The sequence below is a fragment of the Actinomadura monticuli genome, assembly GCF_041463655.1.
Lineage (GTDB): Bacteria > Actinomycetota > Actinomycetes > Streptosporangiales > Streptosporangiaceae > Spirillospora > Spirillospora monticuli.
The window spans coordinates 536,701-552,059 of sequence record NZ_JAXCEI010000002.1; the positions used below are offsets into that span (position 1 = coordinate 536,701).

The 15,359-nt window shown below is 70.6% G+C and carries 17 protein-coding genes; 4 read left to right on the forward strand and 13 right to left on the reverse strand.

Annotation, left to right across the window (positions count from 1 at the left end; genetic code table 11):
• Positions 1-92: 92 nt before the first annotated feature.
• Positions 93-674, reverse strand: a complete 582-nt coding sequence (locus SM611_RS06000; RefSeq protein WP_371947862.1) for a carboxymuconolactone decarboxylase family protein — start codon at positions 672-674, stop codon at positions 93-95.
• Positions 664-999: a hypothetical protein gene (locus SM611_RS06005; protein ID WP_371947863.1), complete on the reverse strand. Its 336-nt coding sequence runs from the start codon at positions 997-999 to the stop codon at positions 664-666. The genes SM611_RS06000 and SM611_RS06005 overlap by 11 nt, the downstream gene beginning before the upstream one ends.
• Positions 1,000-1,182: 183 nt before the next feature.
• On the opposite strand from SM611_RS06005, the gene SM611_RS06010 reads away from it, so the two are divergent.
• Both SM611_RS06010 and SM611_RS06015 read left to right on the forward strand, forming a co-directional pair.
• Positions 1,183-1,725: a DUF4365 domain-containing protein gene (locus SM611_RS06010; protein ID WP_371947864.1), complete on the forward strand. Its 543-nt coding sequence runs from the start codon at positions 1,183-1,185 to the stop codon at positions 1,723-1,725.
• Positions 1,722-2,900 (forward strand): hypothetical protein, encoded by a 1,179-nt coding sequence (locus SM611_RS06015; RefSeq protein ID WP_371947865.1) that lies wholly within the window; start codon positions 1,722-1,724, stop codon positions 2,898-2,900. Before SM611_RS06010 ends, SM611_RS06015 begins: the two co-directional genes overlap by 4 nt.
• A gap of 259 nt (positions 2,901-3,159) precedes the next feature.
• On the opposite strand, the gene SM611_RS06020 is transcribed toward SM611_RS06015, so the two are convergent.
• Positions 3,160-3,525: a hypothetical protein gene (locus SM611_RS06020; RefSeq protein ID WP_371947866.1), complete on the reverse strand. Its 366-nt coding sequence runs from the start codon at positions 3,523-3,525 to the stop codon at positions 3,160-3,162.
• Between the two features lie 15 nt (positions 3,526-3,540).
• On the opposite strand from SM611_RS06020, the gene SM611_RS06025 reads away from it, so the two are divergent.
• Positions 3,541-3,726 (forward strand): hypothetical protein, encoded by a 186-nt coding sequence (locus SM611_RS06025; RefSeq protein ID WP_371947867.1) that lies wholly within the window; start codon positions 3,541-3,543, stop codon positions 3,724-3,726.
• Between the two features lie 60 nt (positions 3,727-3,786).
• Here SM611_RS06025 and SM611_RS06030 read toward each other — a convergent pair whose 3' ends face one another.
• The 6 genes from SM611_RS06030 to SM611_RS06055 are packed head-to-tail and all read right to left on the reverse strand — an operon-like array spanning position 3,787 to position 9,547.
• A complete protein-coding gene (locus tag SM611_RS06030; RefSeq protein ID WP_371947868.1) occupies positions 3,787-5,367 on the reverse strand; it encodes an AMP-binding protein in 1,581 nt (526 codons plus the stop codon).
• A 9-nt stretch (positions 5,368-5,376) separates the two neighbouring features.
• On the reverse strand, positions 5,377-5,820 hold the full coding sequence (locus SM611_RS06035; protein WP_371947869.1) for an SDR family oxidoreductase: 444 nt from the start codon (positions 5,818-5,820) through the stop codon (positions 5,377-5,379).
• Entirely contained in the window at positions 5,813-6,277 is a 465-nt protein-coding gene (locus SM611_RS06040; RefSeq protein ID WP_371947871.1) for a nuclear transport factor 2 family protein, read from the reverse strand. The genes SM611_RS06035 and SM611_RS06040 overlap by 8 nt, the downstream gene beginning before the upstream one ends.
• Entirely contained in the window at positions 6,274-7,155 is an 882-nt protein-coding gene (locus SM611_RS06045; RefSeq protein ID WP_371947872.1) for an LLM class F420-dependent oxidoreductase, read from the reverse strand. Before SM611_RS06045 ends, SM611_RS06040 begins: the two co-directional genes overlap by 4 nt.
• Positions 7,152-8,630, reverse strand: a complete 1,479-nt coding sequence (locus SM611_RS06050) for an FAD-dependent oxidoreductase (protein ID WP_371947874.1) — start codon at positions 8,628-8,630, stop codon at positions 7,152-7,154. Before SM611_RS06050 ends, SM611_RS06045 begins: the two co-directional genes overlap by 4 nt.
• A 5-nt stretch (positions 8,631-8,635) precedes the next feature.
• Positions 8,636-9,547 carry a VOC family protein gene (locus SM611_RS06055; protein WP_371947875.1) on the reverse strand — a complete coding sequence of 304 codons (912 nt, stop codon included), beginning with the start codon at positions 9,545-9,547 and terminating at the stop codon, positions 8,636-8,638.
• Positions 9,548-9,689: 142 nt separating this feature from the next.
• Between SM611_RS06055 and SM611_RS06060 the strand changes: the two genes are divergently transcribed.
• Positions 9,690-10,526, forward strand: a complete 837-nt coding sequence (locus SM611_RS06060; RefSeq protein WP_371947877.1) for an SDR family NAD(P)-dependent oxidoreductase — start codon at positions 9,690-9,692, stop codon at positions 10,524-10,526.
• A gap of 70 nt (positions 10,527-10,596) precedes the next feature.
• Here SM611_RS06060 and SM611_RS06065 read toward each other — a convergent pair whose 3' ends face one another.
• Genes SM611_RS06065 through SM611_RS06080 form a run of 4 tightly spaced genes read right to left on the reverse strand, consistent with a single transcriptional unit; the run spans position 10,597 to position 15,353 of the window.
• Positions 10,597-11,781 carry an acyl-CoA dehydrogenase family protein gene (locus SM611_RS06065; protein ID WP_371947878.1) on the reverse strand — a complete coding sequence of 395 codons (1,185 nt, stop codon included), beginning with the start codon at positions 11,779-11,781 and terminating at the stop codon, positions 10,597-10,599.
• Between the two features lie 22 nt (positions 11,782-11,803).
• Complete coding sequence (locus SM611_RS06070; RefSeq protein WP_371947879.1) at positions 11,804-12,817, reverse strand: 2Fe-2S iron-sulfur cluster-binding protein; 1,014 nt, start codon at positions 12,815-12,817, stop codon at positions 11,804-11,806.
• Entirely contained in the window at positions 12,814-14,487 is a 1,674-nt protein-coding gene (locus SM611_RS06075) for an FAD-binding protein (protein ID WP_371947880.1), read from the reverse strand. The genes SM611_RS06070 and SM611_RS06075 overlap by 4 nt, the downstream gene beginning before the upstream one ends.
• Positions 14,484-15,353, reverse strand: coding sequence for an alpha/beta fold hydrolase (locus tag SM611_RS06080; RefSeq protein ID WP_371947881.1), 870 nt, complete (start codon positions 15,351-15,353; stop codon positions 14,484-14,486). Before SM611_RS06080 ends, SM611_RS06075 begins: the two co-directional genes overlap by 4 nt.
• Positions 15,354-15,359 lie beyond the last annotated feature (6 nt).

The following is a 15,359-nucleotide window of genomic DNA, read 5'->3' on the forward strand; positions in this document are numbered from 1 at the left end:
TCAACACCGAACTTTTCCATACGAACGGGCCGAATGTCTGCCGTGCAATGCGGCGGCGGACACGTGCGGAAGGCGGAAGGCCGGCGACCCGGCTACCGGTAACCCCTTTTGAGCAGGTATTTGGCCCCCGCGTCGAAACCCTCCGGGGTGAGCAGTTCGAACCCGAACGCATCGGCGAGCCGGTCGGTGACATTGAAGGCGGCGCAGACCGCCAGCGCGTCCCGGACCTGCCGAGGCGAGACCCCGACCGCCAGCACGTCCCGCATGTCGTCCGCGCTGACGCTCCCCTCCCGGGTCAGCTTCCCGAGCATCCCCAGCGTCGCGCGCAACGGCTCCCCGACGGGCGCCGATTCCAGGTCGTCCAGTACAGCCGTGACGCGCGTCCCGTCCTGATAGGCCCGGCTCGCGGTCGCCGTATGCGCGCCGACGCAGAACTCGGTCTCGTTCACCTTGGACACATAGGCCGCCATCAACTCCCGGTCCCCCACCGACCAGTCGGACGGCCCGCGCATCGCCTCATGCGTGAACTCCTTGGCCCGATCGCCGTAGAAATCGGGCCGGTAGAACACCAGCCTGGCGGCGTCCGGCACCGGATGCCCGGAGAACAGCCGGATGACCGCGAACAACACCTTGGCCCGCGCCCTGTAACCGTGGTTGAGAATGTCAAGCCGCATGATCCGGCCCGCCTTCCCCGGTCGCCTCGGCCAGAGCCGCCAGCCCCGCCTCGTACAGCCGGGCCGACTGGCCGACCGCGGCGCACACCACCAGCTCGAAGACCTGGTCCTCGGTGCACCCCGCCGCCGTCACCGCGGCCACGTCCGCGTCCGTGACCTGAGCCGGGCTGTCGACGACCTTGCCGACCAGCACGTCCAAGGGCGGCGACAGCCCGTCATTGTGGAAGGCCCGCGCCCGCTCCTCCGCGGACGCCCGCCCGTCCCCGCCCAGCACCCGATCCACCAACGCCCGATGCGCCGCCCACTTCCCGTCCTCGTCCGACACACCCCTCACCTCCTCTGACCGACAACCGCTCACCTACAAGACGATCGCCCCACCACCGCACACGACACCCACCCAGAGAAACTCTCAACCGGGAGGTACCCCAAGACCACGCGGCCACGACCATGAAACACAGAGTTCTCATACGGCCACACTCCGCTACTGGATGCGGCACAATCGGCACTTGTGCGAGATCAAGACCAGAACACCTTCCAGGGCGATTTCGGAGAAGCCTGGCTGGAGGCGGTCGCCGCCGGGTGCGGTCTCCTCCACGGTCGGCCGACCACGGTGGACCTCCAGAAGGCGGACGTGCAGCTCGTGTATCCGGGAACCGGCCTCGGGACGTACTTCCCGACGGTGAACGTGCAGGTCAAGACGACCATCGAGTTGAGACGGCTGAGGTCCGGCGACTTTGGTTACGATCTGGATCTTGAAACGTACGATGCGCTCCGGCGTACCGACCATGCCGTTGGTAGGGTCCTTGCGGTAATCGGCGTTCCCAAGGAAGGTGAGAACGTGCGCCTTCACAGCGAGGGAACGCTCCTCCGCGGTCGCGGGGCGTGGATCTCACTTGAGGGCATGGAGCCCTCAAGGAACGGGACAAGTCAGGCAATACACCTTCCTTTCGGAAATACTCTGGATCAGCCAGGGTTGCACAGATTGCTCAAAACGCACGGAATTCGACGATCGACTCCCGTTCCCCCCATCAACGTCTGGGAGCAGCCGTGAGTCGCGCGGACTCTTCCGGTGCAGCGGTCGCGAACGTGCCAGACCTCGCGGCGGTCACGAATTACCTGACGAATTCCGGCTGGATTGCTGAAGACACCGACGATCGGACCAGCATGTGGCGGCCACGTCCCGGCGCACATGACAGTATCCGCGTCGTGCTGCCGACAAGCCAGCGCGTTCGCGACTACGCGGATCGCGTGGCGGACGCACTCAAAACGCTCTCCTTCGTCGAGCGACGTCTCCCGGAAGAGATAGCCGATGACATCAAGTTCGGCGGAGCGGATAACATCGCCGTCCGCCTGACCCCGGATGCCCCGCCGGGCGAGGCACCACTGCTGCTCGCCCATTCCGCGATTTCCGCGATCAAGAACTTCGTGGTGGCCGCGGCGGCCTCGCTGGATTCCAACTCACTGGTCCTCCCTCCACGGCGGCCACAGCGCGCGGAGGCGTATGCGTCCCAGGCGAGGCTGTCCACCCAGCAGGGAAGCTTCGTCCTGTCGCTGGCCCTGCCACTGGCGGACATCTACTCGGACGAGTCGGGCGAGTCGATTCCGCCGGGCCAGGACGCGCTGGTCGAAGTCCCGCCGCAACCTTTCGGCCGGAAGGTGACGAACCGGATGCTGGCGAGCACGCGGAAGGCGCAGCAACTGGCAGAGGAGGTCAGCGAGGGAAACCTGCCGATCTCCTCTTTCGGCGAATTCACCCCGGACGCCCCCAACGCCACAGAACTGGCCGCTCTGAGTTCCTTGGGCGGACCGGACCATGACATCTACCAGATGCGCTTCGCTCAATCACCATTGGCCGGCGGATCTACAGAGCCCGCCCTCCTACGGGTCACGCCGGGGCAGCAGCGGATCCTCGGCGAAGCCGCCGATTACCTGCGGACAAGACAGCCCAGGGCCGGTGTCACCGTCACCGGGCTCATCGTCCGGCTGTTCCGCGAGGGCGGATTTGGACGCGGAGAAGCGGTCATTCAAGGGGTGGCCGACGATTCCGGCGTGGCTCGGAGATACCGAGTCGAACTCGGCGAGCCCGAGTACAACGAAGCCGTGAGGGCACACGCGAATGGGCTTCACGTCACCGCAACAGGAGACCTGGACATCAGGGGTACCAGGCGATCTCTTCGGAGAATGACGTCCTTTGCCGTCATTCCGGGACTGGATGACGAATCCTGAAGTTCACAGGTGCTGTTGTGGTTCGAGAGGGCGGTCACGGGGCCGTCTGAGAACACCGTGCCGCATCCGGGCATCACCAGGTCGAAGCGCTCTGGCGGGAAGCGGTGAACTTGTGCGTCGGCCGGCTCGAAAGTGACGTTGCCGAGTCCGTCCGCGCGCGCCAGTTCGCGGGCGCCGTAGATCACGAGTGCCGAGGGGTCCACGCCGAACGCGCTCTTCGCCTGGGCCGCTCGCGCGGCGTCACGGTCGTCGCGGACGGTCAACTCGTGGGCGGTAGCCAGTCGTCGGTGTGGCGGTGACGGCCGAGGCCGACGGCGTCGAACTCGTCGATGTGGTCGCCCCTGGCGGCCCCGAGTCGTCGGAGTGCCTGGGAGATCGGGCTGCCGCCGGCCGCGAACGTTTCCTGCTCGCCCAGGTGCAGGGGGCCGAGGACCACCTTTCCCGCGTCCCAGACCTGCGCTGACTGCGTCCCCGTCCCGCCGAAGTAGTCGGCCTCGATGTAGGCCGCCGGTCCTGTCGCCGAGCATGCGGCCAGCACGCGACCGAGACCTGCGGGCGCCTTCCAGAACCCGGCGAGTTCGGGTGCTCCGGCGACCGTGACCGCGTCGAACAGAGCGTTGGTCATCGGCAGGAGCGAGAGATGCTGGCCGAGGAGAACCACACGCGCCTCGGGAACACCGGCGGCCAGTTCGCGGAGCACGGGTTCGGTGGCTACGACCGCCTCAAGGCAATACATGCCCCCATCCTCGCGCGGCCTCGTCCGTTGGGCGGCGGCGTGTTGATCCTCCTTGAAGGGGACGGCACTCCGCAGAGGCTCGCTGGATGAGCACTCGTCGGGCTCCCGCGATCGTCCATCCAGGCAGAGGGCCGGGGGCATCCTGCGGCGTTAGGAGGGACGGGGTTCGTAGGTGTCGTTGCGGTGCTCGTAGATCGGGTCCGGGGTGTTGAGGGCCGCTTCGCGCAGGGGGCGTTTGATCACCTTGTTCGTGGGGGTGCGCGGTAGGGCGTCCACTATGCGGATGTAGCGGGGGGTCCACTTGGTGCCCAGGTCCGGCTGGGCCTTCAGGAAGGCGGTGAAGGAGGCCGGGTCGAACGTCTCGTTCGGTGGCAGCGACACCGCCGCCATCACCTGGTCGCCTACGTGGGCGTCCGGGACGGCGTAGACGGCTATCTCTGTGAAGGGTTCGTAGCGGGCCAGGAGGCGTTCGATGGGGGCCGCGGCGAAGTTCTCGCCGTCCACGCGCAGCCAGTCGTCGTTGCGGCCGGCGAAGTACCAGTAGCCGTCGGCGTCGCGGTAGGCGAGGTCGCCTGACCATGTCCAGTTGTTGCGGACGCGCTTCGCCGTCGCTTCCGGGTTGTTGTAGTAGCCCTCGAACTTGGCCGCCCCGTTGGTGTCGACGATCTCGCCGATCGCCTCTTCCGCGTTGAGGAGCGTGCCGTGGGCGTCGAATCCGGCGCGGGGGCACTCCTGGAGGGTGTCCGGGTCGATGACCAGGGTGCCCGGCTCGGCCACGCCCAGGGAGCCCGGCGGTGTGCCCGGGACGCGGTTCAGGCGGATCTCGCCTTCGCTGGAGCCGTACGAGTCGATGACCGTGCAGCCGAAGCGGCGCGAGAAGTCGGCGATGTCGCGTTCGTTCGCCTCGTTCCCGAAGGCTATGCGGAGGGTGTTGTCGGCGTCGTCCGGCTTCTCGGGGGTGGCCAGGATGTAGTTGAGGGGCTTGCCGACGTAGTTGAAGAACGTGACGCCGTAGCGGCGGACGTCCGGGAGGAAGCCGGAGGCCGAGAACTTGCGGCGGAGGGCCATGCGGCCGCCCGTCGCCACGGCCGGGGCGATGCCCGCCATCAGGGCGTTCGAGTGGAACATCGGCATGACCACGTAGAACACGTCGTCACCGGTCAAGCCTCGGCGGTCGCGTTGCTGGACGGCTATCCGGCCGAGGCGGCCCTGGGTGCAGATCACCGCCTTGGGGGCCGATGTCGTCCCCGACGTGAAGACCAGGGAGAAGATCGTCTTCGGGGACACGGGCCGGACGTCCGCCAACGAGGCCGTCGCCAGGCGTTCGGTGTAGGCGGCGGTGTCGATCGTCAGCGTCGGGACGTCCGCCAGACCGTCCAGCAACGGGGCGCGGCTCGTCTCCGTGACCAGCAGCGCGCAGTCGGTGTGGGTGATGTCGCGCGCCAGTTCGGCGCCTCGCCGAGTCGGGTTCAGCTCGACGACCGGGACGCCGGCCAGGGCGGCGCCCAGCAGCCAGAACAGGTGCTCCGGGCCGTTCTCCAGGAAGAGACCGGCATGTCCGCCCGCCGCACGAGCCAAGGTCGCGCGGCGGCGGGCCTCCTCGATGACCTCGCGCCACGTCCAGGACGCGTCCTCGAAGTTCAGGGCGGGACGGTCGTCGTCCGCGCGGGCGGCGACCAGTTCGGCGAACGTGATCTCGTGGTCGGGGCGGTCGTCCTGGAGCGCGGGCATCGGTACTCCCTAGGCGCGGTGGGGGCGGTTCGTCCAGCCCTGGTCGTCGGCGCGGACGAACCAGCCGGACGCGGCGAGGGTGCCGCCGTCCACCGGGATCGTGTGGCCGGTGACGAAGCGGGCGTCATCTGAAGCCAGGAACGCGACCACGGCGGCGTAGTCGTCGGGTTCGCCGAAGCGGGCCAAGGGCACCCAGGTGTGTTCCAGGACGTTCACCCGGCCGGGAACGGCGGCGGCGACCCGCTCGACCGTCTCGTCCTCGACGATGTCGCCGATCACCGTGACGCACCGGCCGCCGGCCGCGTCGATGTCGGCCTGCGCGCGGGCGGCGGCGTCCGCGTCGATGTCGTTCAGGATCACCAGGTCGCCGCCGGCGGCCAGGCGGCGGGAGATCGCGCCGCCGATGCCGAGCGCGCCGCCCGTGACGACGCTGACCCGGGTGCCCTCACGCACCGCGCCACCTCCGGACGGGACGGGTCTCGATCGAGTCGATGCGCTGCTCGCGCCGGGCGATCCGCCAGGCGGTGCCGTCCAGCCGGTAGGCGTCGGTGTAGCGGCAGTGCCAGACGAGGTCGGACACCTTGCCGTCCTCGCGAGAGGTCATGTGGTGGGCGACGCAGGCGATCTCCCCGGTGGCCGTGCCGGGCTCCGGGCCCGCGCCGAACACCTGCCCCACGAGCGCGTGGACCGTGACCGGGATGCCGTTCAGCACCGACAGCGTGGCGGCGATCTCCGAGCGTCCGGTGAACGTGCGGACCGGGTCGAGTTCGTCCGGGGCATCGGGCAGGACGAGCACGGCGTCCTCGGTGAACAGCTCCCCCATCGCGTCGATCTCGCGGCGGTCGGCGTGCAGCGCGTACCGGGCGACCAGGTCGCCCAGGGCGACCCGGTCCGCGAATCCCAGCGTCATGCAAGGCCCAGGCGCTCGGCGCAGGCCGACAGCTCGTCCTTCGCCTCGTTCAGGTCCCTGCTCGGCGCGCCGCGCAGGACGAGGCGGCCCGCCCCCAGCGCGCCCAGCTTCGCCGCCTTCTCCGGGGTGACGGCCGACAGCGAGTGGCCGAGCGTCAGTTCCAGCGCGTCCGGGTCTCGGCCGTTCTTCTCGGCCTCCTCGCGCATGAGCCCGACGAGCGAACGCAGTTCGTCACCGGCCACGCCGAGCGGCTGGAGGCCGTCGCCGTAGCGGCCCGCGCGGCGCGCGGCGGCCTTGGTGTGGCCGCCCACGTGGATCGGCACACCGCCGTCCTGGACGGGCTTCGGGTAGCTCATCAGCCCCTTGAACTGGAAGAACTCCCCGTCGTGCGCGGCCCCCTCGGGCGCGGTGTCGGCCCAGAGCTTGCGGAGCACTTCGAGCTGCTCGTCGCCGCGCCGTCCCCGCGACGCGAAGTCGGCGCCGCACGCCTCGACCTCCTCGCGCATCCAGCCCATCCCGACGACGAGCCGCAGCCGTCCGCCCGACAGGGCGTCGATCGTGGCGAGCCGCTTGGCGAGCACCACCGGGTGGTGGTTGGGCAGGACGAGCACGCCGGTGGCGAGCCCGATCCGGGACGTCTGCCCGGCGAGGAACGCCAGCAGGTCGAGGGGGTCGGGGATGTCCAGGTCGTCGGCGAGCTCCATGCGGCCCGACGCGTCGTACGGGTAGACGCTCGAATAGGCGCTCGCCACCACCGCGTGCTCGACCGCGCCGACGGACTCGAATCCGCAGGTCTCGGCGTGCCGGACGTACTCGCCGATCCACGCGGGATCCGCGGTGACGCCCGCCGCCACGGGGAGCAGGACGGCGTACTTCATTCAGGAACCTTCCCAGACGCGGCGGCGCGCCCGGCACGGCGGCCGAAGAACGTGCCGTCGCCCAGGGACGTCCCGCTGATGTAGCCCTCGCCGTGGATGCCGGAGGCGGTGCGGCCCGCGGCGTACAGGCCGGGGATCACGTCGCCGGAGTTGTTGCGGACCTCGCCGTCCACGGTGGTGTCCAGGCCGCCGAGGGTGAAGCCGCCGGCGCCCGTCCCGGCGCCGTGCTTGCCCGCGCCGAAGAACCCGTCGCGCGGGTCGATCGCCGCGAACGGCCCCTTCAGGGGACGCAGCCACTTGGCGTCCTTGTGGAAGTAGGGGTCCTCGCCCTTCTCCGCGTACAGGTTGTAGGTCTCGACGGTCGCCTCCAGCGAACCGGGCGGCAGGCCGAGGGACTCCTCCAGTTCCGCGAGCGTCTCCGCCGCGTGCGCGGGCCGGACGCCCCACATGTCGGCCTCGGCGATCTCGTCGTGGCCGGCCTCGTCGATGATCGCCCAGTAGGGGCCGGGCTGGTGCTGGACGGCCCGGTGGCTGAACAGGCCCGGGTAGACGTCCTCGTTGATGAAGCGGCGGCCGAGGCCGTCCACGAGCATGCCCCGGCAGATGACGGCGGGGTTGGCGGTGAGCGCGATCTCCACCGAGGCCATGCGGCGGGACGCGGCGCCGAGCGCGGTCGCCATCCGGATGCCGGACCCGTCGCTGGTGCCGTCGCTGACCTTGTCGTGCCCGAGCAGGACCGGGGCGTGGTCGGCGAGCATCTCCTCGTTGTCGACGAACCCGCCGGAGGTGAGCACGACGCCCTTGCGCGCCCGGTACGCCACCGTCTCGGCGAACGTGCGCGCGACGACGCCGACGACGCGGCCGGCACCGTCCACGACGAGGTTCGTGGCGTAGGTGTCCTGGTGGGTGACCGCGCCCGCCTCGGCGACGGCCGCGATCAGCTTCTCCATGAGGACGCCGCCGGCGAACATGGGCGTCTCGGGGCGGTGGCCGCGCGGCACGGGCCGCGCGATGGTGGTGTACGGCCAGGCGTTCTCGCCGAGCCACATCAGGCCGTCCTCGGTGTACGGCATCCAGCCCGGCGCGTCGAACAGGGTCTCCTTGAACGGGACGCCGCGCGCGCGGAACCACTCGAAGTGCTCCACGCTCCCGTCGCAGTACAGCCGCAGCTTCTCCTCGTCGGCGTGCGGGCCGAGCGCCGCCTTGAGGAAGGCGAACATGTCGTCCGGCGTGTCGTCGAAGCCGCACGCCTTCTGCACCCGCGTGCCGCCACCGAGGTACAGCTCCCCGCCCGACTGCGCGGACGTCCCGCCGGGGCCGCTCGACCGCTCCAGGACGAGCACGTCCGCGCCCGCCGTCGCGGCCTCGTACGCCGCGGCGGCGCCGGCGGCCCCGTAACCGACCACCAGGACATCGCACTCGTGGTCGAACTCCACGTCAGCGGCGGCGACCGGTTCCACCGAAGGCTTCGCCACCGGGGTCAGCCCTTCTTCTGCGGGGTGAACGCGGCCAGCGGCTCGGAGCCCGACCAGTCGTGGCCCCAGTAGCTGTCCTTGGTGATCTCCTCGGCGGTGTAGTACGTCTCGTCGACGAGCATGCCCTCGCAGCCGTACTCGACGTCCCAGCCGCCGGGCGCCCGGACGTAGAACGACACCATCTTGTCGTTGGTGTGCCGGCCCAGCGTGGACGAGATCGAGAAGCCCTTCTCCTTGACCGCGTCCAGGGCGATGCCGACCGCGTCGAGGGTGTCGACCTCCACCATCAGGTGGACGAGGCCCGGGTCGCCGTCGTGCGGGGCCGGGCAGATCGCGAGGCTGTGGTGCCGCTGGTTGACGCCCATGAAGCGGATGCGGACATGGCCGCCGCCGACCTTCATCGCGCCGCGCGGCAGGAACCCGAGCACCTCGGTGTAGAACGTGACGGTCTCGGCGAAGTTCGGCGTCGGCAGGACGACGTGCCCCATGCCCATCGGGCCGGTGACGAACTTCTGCGCGAAGGCGGTGCGGAGCGGGCTGTGGTCGAGGACGGGGCCGAAGAACACCTCGACGGGCGTGCCGCCCGGGTCGGTGAACGCGATGACCTCCTCGGCGTCGCGCTGCGCGGCCTCCTTGGGCGACAGCGCCGTCACGGCCGTCCCGGCCTTCTCGACCGCCTCGCGGACGGCGGCCAGCGCGAACTGGTCGCGGACCTCCCAGCCCACGGCCAGCACCCGGTCGCTGTCGCCGGGCAGCAGCTGGAGCCGCGACCGGCGCTCGTCCATGCGCAGGTACAGGCCGTCGGGGTCCGGGCCGCTGCCCTCGGCGAACCCGAGCCCTTCGAGGGCGAACTCGCGCCAGCGGTCGATGTGCTGGGTCTGGACCTTCAGATAACCCAGCCCTCGGATCTGCGTCACTGTCCTCGATCCCTTCGATGTCGCGGCCCGCGCAGCGGCGGTCCATGCTCAACCTGCCAAACCGCGTGGTGCGCCGCCGCGTCCTTCCCGCTCAGTGAGAGTCGCGCGGCGGACCGGGCCGGACGGCGGGTGTCATCGGAGCATGACAGCAACGAAACCGGTCGCGCTCGTGACCGGGGCGAGCCGGGGCATCGGCCGGCGGACGGCCCTCGCGCTCGCCGCCGCCGGGCACGACGTCGCCTTCACCGCGCGCACCGTCGAGGAGGGGGCGGGCCGGATACCGCCGCGGCACGGGACGGCGGCGGCGATCCCCGTCCCCGGCAGCCTGGCGACGACGCGGGCGGAGATCGAGGCGCTCGGCGCGCGCGCCCTGCCCGTCCGGATGGACCTGCTCGACCGGGCGAGCGTGCGGGCCGCCGCGCAGACCGTCCTGGACGCGTGGGGCCGCGTCGACGTCCTGGTGAACAACGCGGTCGCGCACATCGCGGGCACGCACGAACGGTTCCTCGACCTCGACGTCAGGGTCGCCGAGCAGACGGTCGCGGGCAACTACGTGAACCAGATCGTCCTGCTTCAGGCCGTCCTGCCGGCGATGCTCGACCAGGGCGGCGGCACGATCGTGAACCTGTGCTCGGGGTCGGCGACCAGCGACCCGCCCGGACCGCCCGGCGCGGGCGGCTGGGGCGTGGCCTACTCGGCGTCCAAGGCGGCGTTCGGGCGGCTCGCCGGCGCGGTCAACGCCGAGTACCGGAAACGGGGCGTCCGCGCGTTCAACCTCGACCCGGGGTTCGTGGTCACGGACGCCGGCGCGGCGCGCGGCGGCCTGGACGCCCTCAAGGAGAAGGGCTTCGAGCCGACGCCCGAGGAGGCCCCCGCGGCGGCCGTCGTCTGGCTGGTCACGCACCCGGAGGCGGAGCAATACCTAGGCAGGGTGATCTGGACACCCAAGCTGGTCGCCGGCCTGTCCCTGCTCCGTTGAACTGCGGCGTGTTGTTGTTATGGAGGCGCCCATAACAACAACACGCCGCAAGTGAACGGGGCGGGGGCGGTCAGATCATGGAGCGCATCGGGCCCTGGGGGGGTTCTATGTCCAGGTCGGTCAGGGCGCTCACGTGGTAGACCGAGCCCGGTACGTGGATGGCGTGCGCGAGGCCGACGTGCGCGTCCCGCCAGAACCGCTGGATCGGGTTGTCGGTGCGCATCGCGTTGCCGCCCGACCGGACGACGATCTCGTTCATCGCGTGCACGGCCCGCCAGGCGGCGCGCACCTGGGTGCGGCGGCCGGCGGCGCGCTCGGCGAACGTCGGGACGTGCCCGGCCGCGACCATGTCGTACATGCGCGAGCAGTTGTCGAGCAGCGCCGTCCGGGACGCCTTGATCTCCTCGGCGGCCTCGCTGATCGCGTACAGCACGTACGGGTCGTCCTTGATCTTGGTGCCGGTGATCTGGACGCGGTTGCGCTGGTAGGCGAGGTGGTGGTGCAGCGCGCCCTCGGCGATGCCGATCACCGCGGAGGTGATGCCGAGCGGGAACACGCAGGAGAACGGCATCAGGTAGGCGGGGTTGGTCAGCCCGGCCTCGCGGGGCGCGGAGCCGTCCACGACCTTGGAGTACTCCAGCGTCCGGTACGTGGGGACGAAGGCGTCCTTGACGATGATGTCCTTGCTGCCGGTGCCCCTCAGCCCGGCGACGTCCCACGAGTCCTGGACGATCTCGTAGTCGGAGCGGGGCAGGATCATGTGCAGCGACTGCGGCGGCATGAGCATCTTGCCCTCGTCGTCGCCCAGCATCGCGCCGAGGAAGATCCAGTCGCAGTGGTCGGTGCCGGAGGAGAACTGCCAGCGGCCGTTGAAGATGTAGCCGCCGTCGACCGGCCGGGCGATGCCCATCGGCGCGTACGGGGACGCGATCCACGTGTCGGGGTCCTGGCCCCAGATCTCCTCGCGAACCTTCGGGTCGGCGTAGGCCATCTCCCACGGGTGGACGCCGACGATGCCGGCGATCCAGCCGGTGGAGCCGTCGAGCGAGGCGATCCCCATCACCGTCTCGGCGAACTCGCGCGGGTGCACCTCCAGGCCGCCGTGCGCCTCCGGCTGGAGCAGCCGGATGGCGCCCGCGTCCTTCAGGATCTGCGCGGCCTTGTCGTCCAGCCGGCCGAGGGCCTCGTTGGACGGGCCCAGCTCGCGGATCTGCTCCGCCCTCTCCATGATCGTGTCAAGCACGCGGTTCGCCATCGCCTGTCTCCCGTGATGTGTTTCAGCCGTCGTAGGTGATCTTCAGCCGGTCGCTGACCGGCCTCGCCTGACAGGCGAGGATGAGGCCGTCGGCGAGATCCTGCTCGTCGAGGACCGTGTTGGCGTCCAGGGTGACCTCGCCCTCCAGCCGGATGCAGGCGCAGGCCGAGCAGTTGCCCTCCCGGCAGGAGAACGGGGCGTCCACGCCCGCGCGCAGCAGCGCGTCGAGGAGCCGCTCGGACTTCGGCCACGGGACGGTCCGCGTCTCGCCGTCCATCTCGACCTCGACCTCGCCCGCATCCCCGGTGTCCCCGGCCGCCTCCTCGGGCTCCTCGAACGGGTCGCCCTCCAGCGAGAAGAAGCGCTCGACGTGGACGCGCATGCCAAGGTCGGTGAACGCGCCCGTGGCCAGGTCCATGAAGACCTCGGGCCCGCACACGAACGCCTGCCGCCCGGTGTAGGGGGCGGCCAGGGACCGCAGGACGGCGGGCGTCGGCAGCCCCTGCACCGACTCCAGCAGGTGGACGACCGTGAGCCGGTCGGGGTGCGCCTCGGTCAGCTCCCGCAGCTCGTCCGCGAAGATCACCGACCGTTCGTCCCGGTTGGCGTACAGGAGCGCGATCCTGCCGCTCCCGCCGGCCAGGCACGACTTCAGGATCGACATCACCGGGGTGATGCCGCTGCCGCCCGCGACGAGCAGCAGGTCGTCGTCCAGCGAGGGCGGCGTGAAGGTGCCCGCGGGGCGCAGCACCTCCAGCACGTCGCCGGCCGTGACGTTGTCGCAGATCCAGTTGGACCCGAGGCCGCCCGCGACCCGCTTGACCGTGACCTTCAGCCGGTCGTCGGTGTGCGGCGAGCTGCACAGCGAGTAGCAGCGCGCCGCCCAGCCGTCCCGCGCCGGGACCCGGACGGTGAGGAACTGCCCGGGCCGGTAGCTGAACCGGTCCCGGTCGCCCTCCGCGGGTTCGAGCACGAGCGAATGCGCGTCGGCCGTCTCGTGGACGACCTCCACCACCCGCGCCTTCAGAGCCGTCATGACCGTTCCGCGGCCTTTCCAGCGGCGTGCCGCGCCGCAATGTACCCGAACACCATGGACGGGCCGATGGTCGCGCCGGGGCCGGCGTACTCGTTGCCCATCACCGAGGACGACGAGTTGCCCGTCACGTACAGGCCCTCGATGACGGAGCCGTCCTCGCGCAGGACGCGGGCGTGCTCGTCCGACACGAGGCCGCCCTTGGTGCCGAGGTCGCCGACCTCCAGCCGGAACGCGTAGTACGGCGCCGTCTCCAGCGGGTCGAGGTTCGGGTTCTTCAGGTTGGGGTCGCCGTAGTAGCGGTCGTAGGCGGAGTCGCCGCGCCCGAACTCCGGGTCCTTGCCCGCGCGGGCGTACCCGTTGAACGTCTGGACGGTCTCGGTCAGCGCGTCCGCCGGGACGCCGATCTTGCCGGCCAGCTCCGCCAGCGAGTCCGCCTTGAACGCGATGCCCGCGTCGTAGAACGCCTTCGGGATCGGGGCGCCCGGCAGGATCTGCGCGAACGGGTAGCGGGCGCGGGACTTCGCGTCCATCACGAACCAGGCCGGGACGTGGCCGCCCTCGAGCTGGTCGTGGACGAAGTTGACGTAGGGCGCGGCCTCGTTCGTGAACCTCCTGCCGTCCTGGGACACGATGACCTGCCGCGGGATGGCGCGCTCGGACACCAGCGGGATCGTCGCCCCGGCCGGGTGCCGGACGGCGGGCATCCACCAGGCGTCGTCCATCAGGTCCAGCGCCGCGCCGAGTCCCTCGGCGGCGCGGATGCCGTCGCCGGTGTTCTCGCGGGCGCCCATCGCGAAGTCCTCCTGCCCTCCCTTGGGCAGGTACTTGTCGCGCATCTCCTGGTTGTGGTCGAAACCGCCGGTCGCGAGCAGCACGCCCTTGCGCGCGCGGATGCGCAGCGTCCCGCCGTCGCGCCGGGCCGCGACGATGCCGACGACGCGGCCGTCCTCGTCGGTGACCAGCTCGGACATCGCGGTCTTCAGCCAGAGCGGGATCCCGGCGTCCTTCAGCGCCATCCGCAGCCGGGCGACGAGGGCCCGGCCACCGGTCGACATGTGCCGGCGGCGGACCATGTTGGACGAGACCCGCCAGGCCGCGACCAGCGACGCGCGCCGCCCCGCCCACGTGCGCTTGGCCATCGCGAGGTCGTGGTAGTCCTTCGCGGTGATCCACAGGCCGAGCGGGCCCTTCATGTTGTTCGGCCGCTGGTACTGCTCGTCGTCGCCGAGCTTGCGGGTGTCGAACGGCTTGGCCTCGATGGAGCGGCCGAGCGGCCGGCCGCCCTCCAGCTCGGGGTGGTAGTCGGCGTAGCCCTTCGTCCAGAAGAACTGCATCCACTTGCTCTTGCCGATGAGCTCCATCGTGGCGGGGCCGTTGTCGACGTAGGCGTCGAGCCGCGCGGCGGGGACGCGTCCCTGGGTGAGCAGGTCCAGGTAGCGGCGGATGGACTCGCGGCTGTCGTCGTGGCCGCGCGCCTTCAGCGTCGGGTTGTTGGGGATCCAGATGCCGCCGCCGGACAGCGCGGTGGAGCCGCCGAACTTCTTGCCCTTCTCCACGATCAGCGCGGACAGCCCGGCGTCGTGCGCGGTCAGCGCCGCCGTCATCCCGCCGCCGCCGCTGCCGACGATGACGAGGTCGTACTCGTGGTCCCACTCGGGGGCGGCGCTCATCCCTGCTCCTTGGTGGTCAGGAAGGCGAGAACCGCGCTCTCCCAGGCGGCCTTCTGCTCGATCATCACCCAGTGCCCGCAGTTCGGGAAGATGTTCACCTGGACGTCGGGGATCGTCCGCATCGGGACGAGCGCCATGTCGACCGGGCTGACCCGGTCGTCGCGCCCCCAGGTGATGAGGGTCTTGGCCTTGAGCTTGTGGAGCATCGCCCAGTAGGGCGGCTCGTCGGACGCGGCCATCGCCTTGGCGCGGGCCGCCATCGCCTTCGACCCGTACATGCGGCGGGCGGAGGCGAGCGTGTCGGGGTCGGTGGCCTGCCGCCAGCGCTCCTCGATCAGCTCCTCGGTCACGACCTTCGGGTTGTAGACCATGGAGTGCAGCCACCGGACGAGGCGCTCGCGGGTGGGCTCGTCGGTGAACTCGGCCAGCAGCTTGATGCCCTCGCCGGGCGCCGGGCTGAACACGTTCCGGCCGATGCCGCCGATCGTGACGAGGCGGCCGACGCGTTCGGGGTGCCGCAGCGCGACCTGGGTGGCGACGATGCCGCCCATCGAGTTGCCGATCACGTCGACCTGGCCCAGGTTCAGGCCGTCCAGGAACCGTATGACGGCGCCGCCGGCGGCCATCATCGGGTGCTCGTCGGTCGGGTCGCTGACCCCGAACCCGGGGAACTCCAGGACCAGGCACCGGAAGTGCTCGGCGAACCGGGCGAGGTTGCCGCGGTAGTTGCGCCAGCCCGTCACGCCCGGACCGGATCCGTGCAGCAGCAGCAGCGGCGGGCCCTCGCCGGCCTCGTGGTAGCGCAGGACGCCCTGGTCGGTGGCGAGCTCGCGCAACGTCGACTCGTAGGTCAGCTCCGCAGGCATGATCTC

Excerpts from the sequence above, each read along its gene's own strand:
- SM611_RS06040 (WP_371947871.1), bottom strand. The coding sequence starts at position 6,277 with ATGACGCTGGGATTCGCGGACCGGGTCGCCCTGGGCGACCTGGTCGCC.
- SM611_RS06075 (WP_371947880.1), bottom strand. The coding sequence starts at position 14,487 with ATGAGCGCCGCCCCCGAGTGGGACCACGAGTACGACCTCGTCATCGTC.
- SM611_RS06025 (WP_371947867.1), top strand. The coding sequence starts at position 3,541 with ATGCTGGCCGAGGAGAACCACACGCGCCTCGGGAACACCGGCGGCCAG.
- SM611_RS06060 (WP_371947877.1), top strand. The coding sequence starts at position 9,690 with ATGACAGCAACGAAACCGGTCGCGCTCGTGACCGGGGCGAGCCGGGGC.
- SM611_RS06030 (WP_371947868.1), bottom strand. The coding sequence starts at position 5,367 with ATGCCCGCGCTCCAGGACGACCGCCCCGACCACGAGATCACGTTCGCC.
- SM611_RS06070 (WP_371947879.1), bottom strand. The coding sequence starts at position 12,817 with ATGACGGCTCTGAAGGCGCGGGTGGTGGAGGTCGTCCACGAGACGGCC.
- SM611_RS06000 (WP_371947862.1), bottom strand. The coding sequence starts at position 674 with ATGCGGCTTGACATTCTCAACCACGGTTACAGGGCGCGGGCCAAGGTG.
- SM611_RS06065 (WP_371947878.1), bottom strand. The coding sequence starts at position 11,781 with ATGGCGAACCGCGTGCTTGACACGATCATGGAGAGGGCGGAGCAGATC.
- SM611_RS06020 (WP_371947866.1), bottom strand. The coding sequence starts at position 3,525 with ATGACCAACGCTCTGTTCGACGCGGTCACGGTCGCCGGAGCACCCGAA.
- SM611_RS06080 (WP_371947881.1), bottom strand. The coding sequence starts at position 15,353 with ATGCCTGCGGAGCTGACCTACGAGTCGACGTTGCGCGAGCTCGCCACC.
- SM611_RS06045 (WP_371947872.1), bottom strand. The coding sequence starts at position 7,155 with ATGAAGTACGCCGTCCTGCTCCCCGTGGCGGCGGGCGTCACCGCGGAT.